The sequence below is a fragment of the Streptomyces sp. NPDC005728 genome (assembly GCF_040630895.1).
Lineage (GTDB): Bacteria > Actinomycetota > Actinomycetes > Streptomycetales > Streptomycetaceae > Streptomyces.
Map to the genome: position 1 here is coordinate 108187 of NZ_JBEXYL010000020.1, position 13537 is coordinate 121723.

The following is a 13537-nucleotide window of genomic DNA, read 5'->3' on the forward strand; positions in this document are numbered from 1 at the left end:
ACCCCGCCCGGCAGAACTCCGGGGCCTGTCCGGCGGCTCAGGTCGGACAGGCCCCGGCGGCGCGTCAGCTGAAGACCGACGCGCAGGTGGTGGCCTTGGCGTGGGCCGGGTCGAGGGCGTTGACCACCTCGTGGAAGGCGATCCGGTCGAACAGGCCGATCGCCACGTGCTCGGACAGATCGAGCGGGCACAGGTCCTGGAGCAGGACGTTGTGGACGTCCGAGCCACTCAGGTACTGGTTGCGCCACGGTGTGGCCACCTCGTCGTACTTGGTGGCGATGACCGTGTAGTGCACTCCGGGGACGGTGTCGCCGCCCGCGTTGAGCTTGGTGAGGAAGGCGGAGCCGGCGATCTGGTCGGCGAGGCCGGGGGTGGTGGCCTTGATCAGGTCCGCGGCGCCGGGGAAGTACGGCAGCAGGTTGGTGAGGCCGTTCAGGTCGGTGCCGTGGTTGTCGGGGGCTAGGCCGACGAGGGCGTTCACCTTGGCGGCTCCGCCGAGGAACTTCAGGTAGTAACGGGGCATCATGCCGCCCTGGGAGTGGCCGACCAGGTCGGCCTTGGCGGCTCCCGTCGCGGCGAGCACCTTGTCGACGAAGGCGGACAGTTGCTCTGCCGACTTGTCGATGGGGCCGAGGCCGTAGAAGAGGGGGACGCCGGGCAGTTGACCGTAGTCGAGGGAGTAGACGCAGTATCCGCGGTCCTTCAGATACGGGGCGAGGGACAGCCAGTTGTCGATGGAGTTGCCCAGGGTCCCGTGGACCAGGACGACGGGGCGGGGGTGGCTGGCGGAGGGCTTGCAGGAGTAGTCGTTCCAGCCGCTGGTGGGGGCGGCGTCGGAGGCATGGGCGGTGGCGGCGGGAACGGCGGCCACGGCGGCTGTCAGGAGCAGCGCGGCGAGGGGTCTGAGCACTCGCTTCCAGGGCAGCATCGGGTGATCTCCTTGCGGCTCAAGGGAGGTACGACGGCCTAACCCTGTGATCCGGATCACGAGGATGCTGTTCACTCGTCAAGTTACGGGCGAGTAGTGCAGATGTGAAGTTACGCGCCAGTAAAAACTTCCAGTGATAACCGGAGACTCACTCAAGTACTGGCGGACCGTCACCAGGCAGGCCTGATCGGGCCGTAGGGCGCAATCCGCACCAAACGCTCCCGCAGCGCGCCCACTTCGCCCTCGCCCAGCAACTCGGCCCACCGCCCCACCACCTCACCGGCCGCCTCTTCCGCCGCACGGGTGCAGGCCCATCCGCGCCCGGTGAGCACGATGAGCCGCGCCCGCGCGTCCTCGGGGTGCGGGCGCCGTTCGGCGTACCCCTTGCGCACGATCTCGTCCACCAGCTGGCTGGCCGCCTGCTTGGTCACGCCGAGGTGGGCGGCGAGGTCGGTGACGGTGGCGCCGTCCGGCGCGAGCCGCGCGAAGGCGAAGCCGTGGGCCGGCCGGAGGTCCGTGAAGCCGCGGGCCGTGACCCCCTCATGGATGCGCTGCGTGAGGTCGCCCGCGACGGCGAGCAGGGCTGCGGACAGGGCCATGGCTTCGGAGTTCTGCACGGAGGCATTGAAACACCCTTGACGAACCGGTCAAGCTGCTTGACCATATAGTCAATCTACTTGACCACTTGAACGGAGATCACCTTGCCCGTCGTCCGCTCGTCCGAGGCCGTGACCCACGAGATCCACGGCGCCCGCTTCGTCTCGTACGCCACTCCGCTCACCGGGAGCAAGGAGCTGTGCGCCTGGCGGGGCGAGATCCCCGCAGGAACCAAGGCCCCCGCGCACACCGTCAGCCGGGAGGAGATCTTCCATCTGCTCGTCGGCGAACTGCTGATCACCCTCGACGACCGCACCGAACGCCTCTCCGCCGGCGACACGGCGATCATCAACCCCGGCGCGACCCTGACCGTGGAGAACCCCACCGACCACACCGCGATCTCCTGGGTCACCACCTCCGTCGGCCTCACGGCGGAACTGGCCGACGGCACACTCGTCACCCCGCCGTGGGCCAACTGACCTGTCCCGTAACGGAGCAGGACAGAGGGCGACCGTGAGGCGGTCAGGGCCCTGTCACGATCAGCACAACAAGCACACCCGAAGCGACCGCCCGCGCCGGATGGTCACGCCGTAGGTGCCGGCGAGCATCGGCTCCAGGTCGAGTGCGTCGTCTCAACGCGTCAGCGCCGGCCTGGTGCCATGGGCGGCACCGGTCCGGCCCTTCGGCCGCGCGTCACTTTGAGATGCGGGCTTCGATGCCGTCGAGCAGGAAGTCGAGACCGATCCGGAAGGTGTGGTCGGCGTCCAGGTGGGCGGCATCGCGCACCACCGTGGCGAGCGCGGGGAATCGGCCGGTGGCGAAGGTCCGCTCCAGATAGCGGTGCACATTGTCCGCGTCCGCCCCGCCCGCCGGAGCTCCCTGCACCCATTGCACCAGGCCGTCTCCGAGCGCGGTGGCAGTGACGAGCAGCAGGCAGACACGCACGATGGTGTCGGCTGGTGTGAGAGGGGTCTGAGCCGCCACCATGTCTCCTTCCTGTCTCGGAATTGGCCTCGGGCTTGGTGGTCAGACCTGCTCGGTGGGGCGTACGAGCAGTTCGGCGACGGCCACGTGCCGCGGGCGGGTGACGATGTAGCCGACGGTGTCGGCGATGTCCTGGCTCTGCAGCCGGTCGATGTCGCCGATGGCGGTGGCGAGTTGCTGTTGAACGACGGCCGCGTTGTGCGTGCGCAGCTCGGTGTCGACGCTGCCCGGCTCGACGACGGACACGCGGACGTGCTGGCGTGCCAGTTCCTGGCGCAGTGCCTCGCTGAAGGCGCCGACGCCGAACTTGGTGGCGCAGTACACGGCGGACATGGCGAAGGCGCCGCGGCCGGCGAGTGAGCCGATGTTGACGATGTCGGCGACCTGACGCGGCTCCTCGGCGGCGGCCTTGACCAGGTGGGGAATGGCCGCGTGGGCGGTGTACATCAGGCCCATGAGGTTGATGTCGATCATGCGCCGCCAGTCGTTCAGGTCCGCGCTGGGGGCGGGCCCGAGCAGCATGAGGCCGGCGTTGTTGACCAGCGTGTCCAGGCGGCCCAGGCCCTCGACGGTCCGCTCGACCGCTTCCGCGGCGGCCTGGGCGGTGGTGATGTCGGTGGGCACGACCAGGGCCTTGCCGCCGGCGTCGGAGATTTCGGCGGCGAGGCCGGTGAGCCGGTCCTCGCGCCGGCCGACCAAGGCCACGGAGGCGCCCTCGCGGGCAAGCTCCAAGGCAGTGGCGTGGCCGATGCCACTGGAGGCTCCGGTGACCAGGGCGACGGTTCCTTCAAGACGACGAGTCATCGTTCAAGCCTTTCGATACGCGGCACGGCCACCTTGCTGCGGGCCGTGCGGGACAGGGGGAATACGGCCCTGCTGGTGGGGCCGTACGGGGTGGAGGCCGCTCAAGGCCTGGCCAAGGGCACAATGGTGAAGTGAGCATCACTGGGCAGAAGACCACCGACGCCGCACGACGCGGGACCAAGACCGCGGGTGACCTGCCGCCCCGCGAGCGCCTCGTGCAGGCCGCGTCGCGGCTGTTCTATTACGAGGGCGTCCGCGCGATCGGCGTGGAGCGGCTGATCGCCGAGGCCGGGGTGACGAAGGCGACCTTCTACCGGCACTTCGCCTCCAAGGACGACCTGGTCGTGGCCTACCTGCTGACCAAGGACGCCTACTACAAGGAGGTGGCCGAACCGCTGGCCGCCGGGCACCCGCCCGCGGAAGCGATCGACCTGATCTTCGAGGCCATCGCCGAGCACGCCCGCGAGCGCAGCTTCCGCGGTTCGCCGTTCCTGAACGCTGCCGCCGAGTACCCCGACGCCGACCATCCGGTCCGCGGCCTGGTGGCATCCCACCGGGACTGGATCCGCACCCTCTTCCAGGATCTGCTCACCCGGCTCGGCCACACCGACCCGGAGTCGGCCGCCGGTGCACTGCTGATGCTGTACGACGGTGCCATGGCCGCCGGCTACCTGGACGACACGACGACCGCCCACAAGACCCTGCTGGACGCGGCCCGGCTGATCCGATCGGGAGGCTGAACCCATCGAGGCCGCGCGAAACACCGGCCCTTTGTCGGACCCCGGGCAAGCCGGGGAGCGGATTGGCTTCATGGAGCTTTTCATCTCTGTTCGACGTGCACCGGGACCCACTGGCAGTTGCTTGCCCGGGTGGCAGTCCCGCCCTGAAGGCCGAGGTGCCATCCTCGATAGGTAGGAAGACCGGTCGTTCTCCCTCTCGACGATAACGCCCCTTGCGTCCTCGCGCCAGCGGTCGAGCGGCTTGTGGGATCCCTCACGGACCGCTGCTGCGCCGGAGGCCCTTCCCGCTTGCGCGGCCGAACTCGCCCGCTCCCTGCTCTCCAGGCGTCGCCTTCGGACCTGTCACGGCGACGAAGTGAAGGCCCAGCCGTGCAGCGACGGAGTCCGGCCCGTCCGGGTTCCTGTGGAGAATCGTTGAACGGCGCAGGACGGAAAGACGCCGTCTGACCTGCTCAACATGAGATCGGCCTGATCAAGGCCTGTAGTCGTGGTCCCTCGGACAGGCGGTCAGTCCGCCAGAGCGGCTGGACGTACGGCCTGCGGCCCGAAGCGTCGGCGGGCGCGGTCCGCGGCGGCTTCGGCCGCGCGGGCCCGGGCATCGCCGGGATCCAGGGAGAGCTGCCAGTAGGCGCTCTCGGCAGGCAGCAGACCGTCGGCGCGGATCGCGTAGGCGCGGACTCTTGCCCGTTGCAGACCGAGGCTGGTCAGCAGGCCCAGGGCGGTCGCGGCGAGGGCGGGTGAGTGGTCGGTGGGTTCCGGCAGCGCACGTGTGCGCGTGCTGGAGCTGCGGTCGGCGTACCGCACGGTGAGGGTGAGCCGGCTCGCGATCCGCCGTTCACCGCGCAGGCGCCCGCCGAGTTGCTCGGCGAGCCCCAGGACCGCCCGGTGATGTTGTGCCGGATCGAGGCAGTCCCGCTCCAGCACCCGGTCGGCGGTCAGGTGCTCCACCGGTTCCGAAGGAGTGACCGGGCGGGGGTCGTGGCCGCGGGCGCGTTCGGCCAGCAGCCGTGCCTGGCCGGCACCGAGGAGCCGTTGCAGGGTCGCCGAGGGCAGGTCGGTGAGCTGGCCGATGGTGTGCAGGCCGTATCTGCCGAGCGTCGACGCCGTGGCGCGGCCGATCCCGGGCAGCGCGGTGACCGGGCGGGGGTACAGCCATTCGGCGGCCCGCTCGGCGGGGACCCAGGTGGTCTCACCCGGCGCGGACGCGTCGGCCGCCATCGCCGCCAGCATCCGGTTGCCCGCGAGACCGGCGCTGCTGTCGATGTCGTACAGGCCCTTCAGCCTGAGCATCACCATCTGGACCACGCCATAGGGAGACATGTCGAAGTACCGGAGCGCCGAAGTCAGGTCCAGTTGAACGGCGCCCGGCGGAACGGCCTGCACATGAGGCGTGACACCAGACATCAGTTCGATTATGTCGGCGTACTGATCCTCGGTCAGCGAGGCGTGCAGATGGAGGTGGGCGATGTGCCGTCGGTGCATGGTCATCCCGCGCTCCCCGGACTGGTGTAGCCGAACTTCTTCAGGTCGGCCGAACGGCTGCCGGCGGGCTGCAGATCGGCGTACGGGTGCAGCCGGGCACCCGTGGTGCCGTTGACCAGGGTGCGCTGCGGCTGGGCGGGGGTCGGATGCGGACGGCTCTCGCCGAGGAGGGCGAGCGCGGCCTCGGGACCGTTGTCCCGGCGGGCCGCGGCGATCTCGTCCAGGTCCCAGGCCATCGCGCCGACGACGGTACGGCGGGTGCCGCGCACCTGGACCGTGCCGCGCACCAGCAGCAGCCCGCTGTGGAAGACCGTGTGCGCGCACGCCGGGTGGGAGTCCTCGAAGAACGCCAGGTCGACCAGGCCGGAGCCGTCCTCCAGGGTGACGAAGATGATCCGCTTGCCACTCGCGATCGGCGGAGTCTGAGTGGAGGCCCGCACACCGGCGACGAGCACCTGCTGACCGGCGCGCATCCCGGCCAGATGCGCCGCGTCGGTGGCGCCGATCTCCCGCAGCAGCCGGTGATGATGCTCCATCAGATGCCTGGAGACATCGATACCGAGGGTGCTCAGCTCGGCGCTCAGGGCCTCACGTCCGGTCATCTCCGGCAGCCCGCTCGGCTCCGCACCACCGACGGCACCCGCGTCGATGGGCAGTTGCCCCTTGCCCGCGGACCGGGTTCGGGAGGCGCGGTGGAGTTCGGCGATCTGCAGCAACAGGTCACGGCGCGTGAGACGACCGTCGTGAAGGGAGTTCAGGGCACCGATCTCCGCGAGGCGTTCGGCGGTGGGCCTGCTGGGACGGGCCCGCTGCCAGAAGTCGGACAGCGATCCGTACGGCTGCCCCTCCTCGATCCGGGCGCACTCCTCCTCGCTGATGCCGTGCACCGCGGAGAGGGCAAGGCGTACGCCCCACTGGTCGCCATCGGCCTGCTCCACCGTGTGTTTCACCTGGGAGCGGTTGACGTCGACGGGCAGTACGGGAACCCCGCGCCGACGGGCGTCGGAGACCAGGACCCTCTTGGGCCACATACCGGGGTCGTGTTCGAGAAGGCCCGCCAGCAGGAACGCCGGATAGTGCGCCTTGAGCCAGGCACTCTGCAGGGCGGGCACGGCAAACGCGACCGCGTGGGCCCGGCAGAAGCCGTACGCCCCGAAGGCCTCGACGGTCTTCCAGACCTCGTCCCGGACGGCCGCACTGTAACCACGCACGCGTGCCAGCTCGTGGAACCAGTCCTTGATCCTCGGCAGTTGGTCCTTGTCACCGAGCGCGCGCCGGGTGATCTCCGCGAAGGCCCGGTCGCAGCCGGTCATCACCGACAGCGTCTCGATGATCTGCTCGTGCCAGATGGTCACGCCGTAGGTGTCGGCGAGCACCGGCTCCAGGTCCGGGTGCGCGTACGACGGCGCGCCGCCGTGCCGGGCGGCGATGTACCGCTCGGGCATACCGCCCGCGACCGGCCCGGGCCGGAAGAGGCTGATGTCGGCGATGACGTCCTGCGGATTGCGCGGCTGCAGCCGGGACAGAAGATCCTGCTGGCCCGGCGACTCGAGTTGAAACAAACCCAGGGTCTGGCTCTCCTGGATGAGCTTGAAGGCGAAGACGTCGTCGAGCGGCACCTGCTTCGGGTCGTCCAGGTCGATGTGGTTGCCGGTGGTCCGTTCGATCTCCGCGACGGCATGGGCCATGGCGGACTGCATCCGGACACCCAGGACGTCGAGTTTGATGTTGCCCAGCGCCTCGATCTCCTCCTTCGCCGCCATGGCCATGGGGTAGTCGCCCTGCGGGGTGGGCTGCACCGGCAGCCGGTCCAGCAGGGTCGCGTCGCTGATGACCACACCGCAGGGGTGCATGGCCATGCCGTGGACCAGGGAGTCGAGACCTTCGGCCAGCTCCCACAGGGGCCCGTATCGGTGCGCCTCGCCGGCCAGTTGCCGCAGTTCGGGCAGCTCGGCGAGTGCGCCGGTGATGTCGCAGGCGCGCAGGTGCGGGAAGCTCTTGGCGATCCGGTCGACGTCGGCCGGGGCGATCCCCAGAGCGAGGCCGGTGTCCCGCAGGGCCCGGCGCGCCCGGTAGGTCTCGGGCATGGCGGTGACCGCCACCCGTTCCTTCCCGAACCGGTCGAAGATCGCGTCGTAGCACTCCAGACGCCGGGCGGACTCCACGTCGATGTCGATGTCGGGCAGCGAACCCCGGCGCACGCTCAGGAACCGTTCGAACAGCAGGCGGTGGTCGAGCGGGTTGGCGGTGGCGATGTCGAGTGCGTGGCAGACCATCGACCCGGCGCCCGAGCCGCGGGCCGCGACCCGGATGCCCTTGGCGCGGATGTCGGTGACGACCTGCCCGACGGCGAGGAAGTACGAGTCGTAGTTCAGGTGGGAGATTACGGCCAGTTCCTCGTCCAGCCGGTCGAGTGACGCCCGGTCGCGGTCGAGGCCCCGCCGGGCCAACCCGGCCTCACACTGCCGGCGCAGCAGCTGCGCGGCTCCTCCCGCCCCAGGCTCGGCGTCGAAGAGCGACGGTTCCGGGAAGTGCCGGGCGCCCAGCCCGAGGTCCGCCACCGGGTCGACGGTGCACACGGCCGCCGTGGCGGCGGTGTCCGCCATCAGACGCCGCACCCGCCGAACGTCCGCTCCGGCGCACTCGACGATCATCCGCGCAACGCTCTCCATCCCTCCTTCGCCCTTGAGCCAGCGCTGCCCGCTGTCCAGGCGGCGCCGGTCGATGGGCCGCAGCAGCCGCGCGGCGTCCAGGACATCAGCGAGACGGTGCTGGTCGGGGTCGGCGTAGCGGACGGCGTTGGAGAGCACGGCAGTGGTACGGGTGTGGTCGGCCAGCGCGAGGGTGCGCGCAGCCAGGCGTAGGGATCCCGGATCGGTGCCGAAACGTTTCTGCGCAACGATCTCCAGCCGGACTCCCCTCCCGAAGATCTCCTGCCACGGCGCCAGCAGCTTCACCGCGACGTCCCCCCGCCCCACCGACAGTGCCCGCACCGGCTCCGAGAGCGGCCCGAGCAGCACGATCAGGCCGGGACCGCCGTACTCGCGCAACGCTCCCCAGGGCACCACCGGCGCCGCACCCGCCACCGCACCCGCATGAGCGGCCGAGGTGATGCGGCACAGCCGGGCCCACCCTTCCCGATCCTGTGCGAGCAGCACGAACCGCAGCGGCGGCTCGACCACGTGCGCACCCCCACGCACCGGAGCACGACGCCGCTGCCCCGGCGGCGGAGGTGCCACGGCCTCCACCGCCAGGTCGACACCGAAGACCGGCCGGACCCCTTCCTTCGCACATGCCCGGGCGAACCGAACGGTCCCGGTGACCGTGCCCCGGTCGGTCAGCGCGAGCGCCGCCATGCCCCGCTCGGCCGCCCTTCGCACCAGGTACTCCGGATGGGCGGCGCCGTACCGGGCGGAGTAACCGGAGGCGACGTGCAGATGAGCGAAGCCCGCCATGCCGCACCTCCATCCATCCACCCCTTTTCGGCCATTTTTCCGATACGTTCATCGTACGCTCGTTCGATTACTCTAGCCCCATCAACCCCGGTCAGCGACATTGATTCGAACACATCAGCGATTCTTTGGCGAGACGGGCAACGCCCGAAACGAGCACCGCCCGAGACCGCTGCTCGCCCGAGCCGCGATGCGCAGCACCGGGCCGTCGCAGGCATGACAACGCGAAGTCCCGCCCCTCACACACAGGGGCGGGACTTCGCGGAACGCGTACTGCGGATCAGCCGATCTGGGAGCCCGTCGCCGACAGTGCCTCGGTGACCGGCTGGAAGAAGGTCTCCCCACCGGAGGTGCAGTCGCCGCTGCCACCCGAGGTCAGCCCGATCGCACTGCTCCCCGAGAAGAGCGAGCCACCGCTGTCACCGGGTTCCGCACACACATCGGTCTGGATCAGACCGCTGACCGTGCCCTCCGAGTAGTTCACGGTGGCGTTCAGCCCGGTGACCGTGCCGTCGTGCACCTGAGTGGTCGAACCACTGCGGGTGACCTTCATCCCCACGGTGGCCTCGGCCGCGCCCGTGATCTGCTGGGCGGACCCGTTGTAGAGGTCGACCTCGCTCGGGTGGTCCACGTTCGCGGTGTACTTGACCAGCCCGTAGTCGTTGCCCGGGAAGCTGGACTGCTCGTTCTCGCCGATGACGTTGCCGGAGGAGTCCGACCAGCTGGAGATGGCCTCGGTGCAGTGGCCGGCGGTCAGGAAGTACGGCTGCCCGCCCTTGACCACGTTGAAGCCCAGCGAGCAGCGGCCGCCCGAGCCGGTGATGGCGTCGCCGCCGGCGACGAAGGGCTTGAACTCGCCCTTGGAACGCTTGAGTTCGGCCTTGGAGCCGAGCCCGTGGACCACCTTGCCGAGCTTGGCCCACTCGGCCCCGGACACGGTCCTATCGGCGGTGACGACGACCTTGTTGGTGACCGGGTCGGTCGCCCACGAGGTGCCGGGGATGGTCGCGTCCTTCTTCAGGCTCGCCCGCGCGCCGTCGAGTTCGGCGAGGGAGTTGGCGACGATTCTGGCCTTGGCGCCGGCCGCCTGGACGGTCTTGGCGGCGGTGGCGTCGAGGACGTTGACGACGAGGCTCTTCGCCCGGGCGTCGTAGTAGCTGCCCGCCGTGCCGGACCCGAGGTCCTTCACGAGCGCCGAGGCGAGCTTTCCGGCCGCAGGGGCCGACAGAACCTGCGGTTCCGGAGCGGACTTCCCGGGCTCGCTGGCGTTCGCAGTCTGGAAGGTGACACCCGCGGCGACCAGTGCGGCGATTCCCGCGCCGGCCAGGGCGGCCCGTCGCCCGGATATGCGTCGGTGCTTCAACTCTCGTCCTCCTGTGGGGGGGTCGGCCCGGGAGGTTGTGGGGACCACGCGGACCGGAAGGCTGGTTGACGGGCGCCTACTCTTCCGAACCGCACAGGGAGCACACAAGGTCGACTTCAGGACGCGCACACGAAGTGGCCGTACGCCCCCACCGACTTGACGGGCGACGGTCACCCCAGGGGATTCGCACTGCAAACACTACGCGCGAGTAACCCATCGGCGGACAGTGACCGTTACCCCTGGCCGAAACGCATCCCTCTCCCCGGACGAAAGAGAGCCCCCGCACGCAACCCGCGCGCGGGGGCTCACCGAGCCGAACTCGACCGTCGACCCTCAGCCCTGGATCAGGGATCAGGGATCAGGGATCAGAGGGCAGAGGTCAGGGAAGGGTCACGCCGTAGTAGCTCAGCGCCTCGGTGACCGGCTGGAAGAAGGTCGTGCCGCCGGAGCTGCAGTTGCCGCTGCCGCCGGAGGTCAGACCGTAGGCCACGCTGCCCCCGTAGAGCGGACCGCCGCTGTCTCCGCCCTCGGCGCAGACCGTGGTCTGGATGAGGCCGTAGACGATGTCACCACTGCCGTAGTTGACCGTGGCGTTCAGCCCCGTGACCCGGCCGCTGTGCGTGCCGGTGGTCGAGCCGCGCCGGTAGACGGTCGTACCCACGGACGGGGTGGCCGCGCTGCTGATGGTCTGGCTGCCGACCGCGCTCGGGTGCGCGATCGAGGAGTTGGTGTAGCGCACCAGCGCGAAGTCGTTGCCCGGGAAGCTGTAGCCGACGTTCGTGCCCAGCGTCGTGGTGTGCCCGGAGTTGCTGTACCAGGTCGAGGCGACCTCGCCGCAGTGACCGGCGGTCAGGAAGTAATAGGTGCTGCCGCTGCGCACGTTGAAGCCGAGCGAGCAGCGGTAGGAGCCGCCGTAGATGGCGTCGCCACCGGTGATCAGCTTGTTGAACTTGCCGGCGGTGTGCTTGATGGTCAGCGCGCCCGCGTTGCTGCCGGCCTGCTGCTTGATCTTGGCGATCTCGGCCTTGGAGACCGTGCTGTCGACGGTGACGACGACACGGTCGGTCTTGCTGTCCACCACCCAGGCCGTGCCGGCGATGTCGGACTTGAGGACGGAGTCGCTCGCCTTGGTGAGCTGGTTGGCGCTGAACGTGTGGGTGTCGCTGGCGTTCGCGGTGGGGGCGGCGAACGCAGCCGCGGCCAGGAAGCCGGTGGCCACAGCGATCAGCCGGGTCCGTCTCGCGATGCCGCTGCGGGGAGTGGTGCGCTTGATCCTCACGTTTCGTTCCCTCCCAGGGGAAGTCGGGGGCCCGCGTGGGGTCGGGGCCCGTGAGGCGCAGCCAGGGGACGGTCCTGGTTCCGAACACGCATGCCCCTGACAAGCGCTGAGGGGGAGTATTCGGCCGAACGGCCGGTAGGCACAAGAGTGCCTTTCGGCCGTCAAGCTTTGAACCACCCGTTCCTACTACCCTCTGACGTTCCCCCCGATCTTCCCCCTGACGTCAGGTCAGATCGCGCTCCCCCGCCGCGACCGCCACGTCCAGCCGATTCCCCGGCGGCGGGAAGGAGCATATGAAGTGATCGGCGAAGGCGCACGGCGGGAGCTGGGCGCGGTTGAAGTCGACCGTGGTACGGCCCTCCGCGTCCGGTGCCTGCGGGAAGAGGAACCGGAAGCGGAAGCTGGTGTCGCCGCTGGTGGCGTCGGCGGACACCGCCCACAGCAGGCCGTCGTCCCGCCGTGCGACCTGGAGCGTGAGAGCGTCTCCGGCCGGCGTGAAGGCGAGCTCACCGGCGAGGGCGAGCCCGCGCTCCCGGCCGTCCGCGTTGCCGACCCGCACGGTGCGCGTGTCGTCGTACGGCGTGAAGCGCCCCGGTACCGACCGGTGCGGGTCGTACGACGTGGCCTCGATGCCCCGGAAGGCGCTGCGGGCCTCGGCGGCGGGGTCGTAGACCCGCACCCCCAGACGCCGTCGCGGACCGGCACAGGCAGCCGCTTCTCACCCGGCGCGACCCGCGACCCGGCCACCGGCTCAGGGTCGGCGGCGAGTCGGACCTCGCCGGAGAAGGGCCGGCCGTCCACGGCCAGGCCGTCGCGTTCGTCGGCGGTGAGCACCACCCCCTCACCATCCGCCACCCACGTCCCGGGAATGTCCGGAAGTAGACCCTCCGGATGATCCTGGATCCAGTGCGTGGCGGTCAGCGCGAGCGGCCCGTAGGGCCCGGAAACCGACTCCACTCGCTGCTCGTGCCACCGTTCCACGCGTCCGTCGTCATATCCGTTCCCTTCCTGCCGGGCCGGGCAGCCCGAGGTGTGAGCGCAGGGTGACGCCCTCGTATTCCGTGCGGAACGCGCCGCGCTCCTGGAGCAGCGGCACCACGCGGTCGACGAACTCGTCGAGGCCGCCGGGCGTGCGGTGCGGGAGGAGGACGAAGCCGTCGGCGGCGCCCTCCTCCACCTGCGCCCCGAGTTCGGCGGCGACCGTGTTCGGGGTGCCGACGAAGGACGGGCGACCGCTCGTCTCGATCACGGTCTCGCGGATCGACAGCCCCTTCTCCCGTGCCAGCGCCCGCCACTTCTCGGCGAGCGTGAGCCGAGTCCGGTCCTCGGCGGTCCCCGGCCCCGGCGCCGGGTCGGCCTCCGGGAGCGGGCCGTCGGGGTCGTGGCCGGAGAGGTCCAGGCCCCAGACCCGCTCCAGTCGGTGCAGCGCGCCCTGCGGGGTGATCTGCTGCCGCCTGATCTCCGCGGCCCGCTCCTGGGCCTCGGCGGCGGTGTCACCGAGCACGACCGTGACACCGGGCATGATCTTCAGGTCCGCCGGTGCCCTGCCGTACGCGGCGAGCCGTCGTCCGACGTCGGCCCGGAAGGAGCGGCCCGCCGCCGGCGGGCGGTGCGCCGTAAGGAGTACGTCGGCCGAGGCAGCCGCGGACTCCCGGTCCTGCTCCGAGTCACCCGCCCGGATCTCCACGGGGTGACCCTGCGGTGAGCGGGGCAGCCCGAACTCGCCCGCGACGTCGAAGTGCCGGTCCTGGTGTGCGAACGGCCGGGACAGCCCGTCGGCCGTCCAGGAGCTCCACAACCGCCGTGCGACGGCGGCGAACTCGGCGGCTCTTCCGTACCGGTCCGCAGGGTCGGTACGACCGTCGTGGCGACCACCGTGGCGGAAGTTGGCGCCGGTGCCGGTGTCCG

Annotated in this window: 11 protein-coding genes and 1 pseudogene; 2 read left to right on the forward strand and 10 right to left on the reverse strand. The window is 70.3% G+C overall.

Going from position 1 to position 13537, the window contains the following annotated elements:
* Nucleotides 1-64: 64 nt before the first annotated feature.
* Both ABZ471_RS16470 and ABZ471_RS16475 read right to left on the reverse strand, forming a co-directional pair.
* Entirely contained in the window at nt 65-928 is an 864-nt protein-coding gene (locus ABZ471_RS16470) for an alpha/beta fold hydrolase (RefSeq protein ID WP_359066943.1), read from the reverse strand.
* 170 nt (nt 929-1098) lie between these two features.
* The gene (locus ABZ471_RS16475; RefSeq protein WP_359066945.1) at nt 1099-1545 is read right to left on the reverse strand and encodes a MarR family winged helix-turn-helix transcriptional regulator; all 447 of its coding nucleotides are present in this window, start codon (nt 1543-1545) and stop codon (nt 1099-1101) included.
* Between the two features lie 84 nt (nt 1546-1629).
* Between ABZ471_RS16475 and ABZ471_RS16480 the strand changes: the two genes are divergently transcribed.
* Complete coding sequence (locus ABZ471_RS16480) at nt 1630-2004, forward strand: cupin domain-containing protein (protein ID WP_359066947.1); 375 nt, start codon at nt 1630-1632, stop codon at nt 2002-2004.
* Between the two features lie 214 nt (nt 2005-2218).
* On the opposite strand, the gene ABZ471_RS16485 is transcribed toward ABZ471_RS16480, so the two are convergent.
* Together ABZ471_RS16485 and ABZ471_RS16490 are read right to left on the reverse strand one after the other, a co-directional pair.
* Nucleotides 2219-2512 carry a TetR/AcrR family transcriptional regulator C-terminal domain-containing protein gene (locus ABZ471_RS16485; protein WP_359066949.1) on the reverse strand — a complete coding sequence of 98 codons (294 nt, stop codon included), beginning with the start codon at nt 2510-2512 and terminating at the stop codon, nt 2219-2221.
* Nucleotides 2513-2551: 39 nt separating this feature from the next.
* Nucleotides 2552-3313 (reverse strand): SDR family NAD(P)-dependent oxidoreductase, encoded by a 762-nt coding sequence (locus ABZ471_RS16490; protein WP_359066951.1) that lies wholly within the window; start codon nt 3311-3313, stop codon nt 2552-2554.
* A 131-nt stretch (nt 3314-3444) separates the two neighbouring features.
* Between ABZ471_RS16490 and ABZ471_RS16495 the strand changes: the two genes are divergently transcribed.
* Entirely contained in the window at nt 3445-4053 is a 609-nt protein-coding gene (locus tag ABZ471_RS16495; protein ID WP_359066953.1) for a TetR/AcrR family transcriptional regulator, read from the forward strand.
* Between the two features lie 507 nt (nt 4054-4560).
* On the opposite strand, the gene ABZ471_RS16500 is transcribed toward ABZ471_RS16495, so the two are convergent.
* The 6 genes and pseudogenes from ABZ471_RS16500 to ABZ471_RS16525 form a co-directional block, all read right to left on the reverse strand.
* The gene (locus ABZ471_RS16500; protein WP_359066955.1) at nt 4561-5541 is read right to left on the reverse strand and encodes an ImpB/MucB/SamB family protein; all 981 of its coding nucleotides are present in this window, start codon (nt 5539-5541) and stop codon (nt 4561-4563) included.
* Nucleotides 5538-8990, reverse strand: a complete 3453-nt coding sequence (dnaE, locus tag ABZ471_RS16505; RefSeq protein ID WP_359066957.1) for a DNA polymerase III subunit alpha — start codon at nt 8988-8990, stop codon at nt 5538-5540. Before dnaE ends, ABZ471_RS16500 begins: the two co-directional genes overlap by 4 nt.
* A 277-nt stretch (nt 8991-9267) precedes the next feature.
* Entirely contained in the window at nt 9268-10350 is a 1083-nt protein-coding gene (locus ABZ471_RS16510; RefSeq protein ID WP_359066959.1) for a S1 family peptidase, read from the reverse strand.
* 379 nt (nt 10351-10729) lie between these two features.
* The gene (locus tag ABZ471_RS16515; protein WP_359066961.1) at nt 10730-11629 is read right to left on the reverse strand and encodes a S1 family peptidase; all 900 of its coding nucleotides are present in this window, start codon (nt 11627-11629) and stop codon (nt 10730-10732) included.
* Between the two features lie 223 nt (nt 11630-11852).
* A pseudogene (locus tag ABZ471_RS16520) lies at nt 11853-12610 on the reverse strand (DUF1684 domain-containing protein).
* Between the two features lie 10 nt (nt 12611-12620).
* On the reverse strand, nt 12621-13537 hold a 917-nt coding region (locus ABZ471_RS16525; RefSeq protein WP_359066963.1), incomplete at its 5' end, for an LLM class flavin-dependent oxidoreductase.

Coding starts and splice junctions, on each gene's coding strand:
- ABZ471_RS16500 (WP_359066955.1), bottom strand. CDS start 5,541: ATGACCATGCACCGACGGCACATCGCCCACCTCCATCTGCACGCCTCG.
- ABZ471_RS16470 (WP_359066943.1), bottom strand. CDS start 928: ATGCTGCCCTGGAAGCGAGTGCTCAGACCCCTCGCCGCGCTGCTCCTG.
- ABZ471_RS16490 (WP_359066951.1), bottom strand. CDS start 3,313: ATGACTCGTCGTCTTGAAGGAACCGTCGCCCTGGTCACCGGAGCCTCC.
- dnaE (WP_359066957.1), bottom strand. CDS start 8,990: ATGGCGGGCTTCGCTCATCTGCACGTCGCCTCCGGTTACTCCGCCCGG.
- ABZ471_RS16485 (WP_359066949.1), bottom strand. CDS start 2,512: ATGGTGGCGGCTCAGACCCCTCTCACACCAGCCGACACCATCGTGCGT.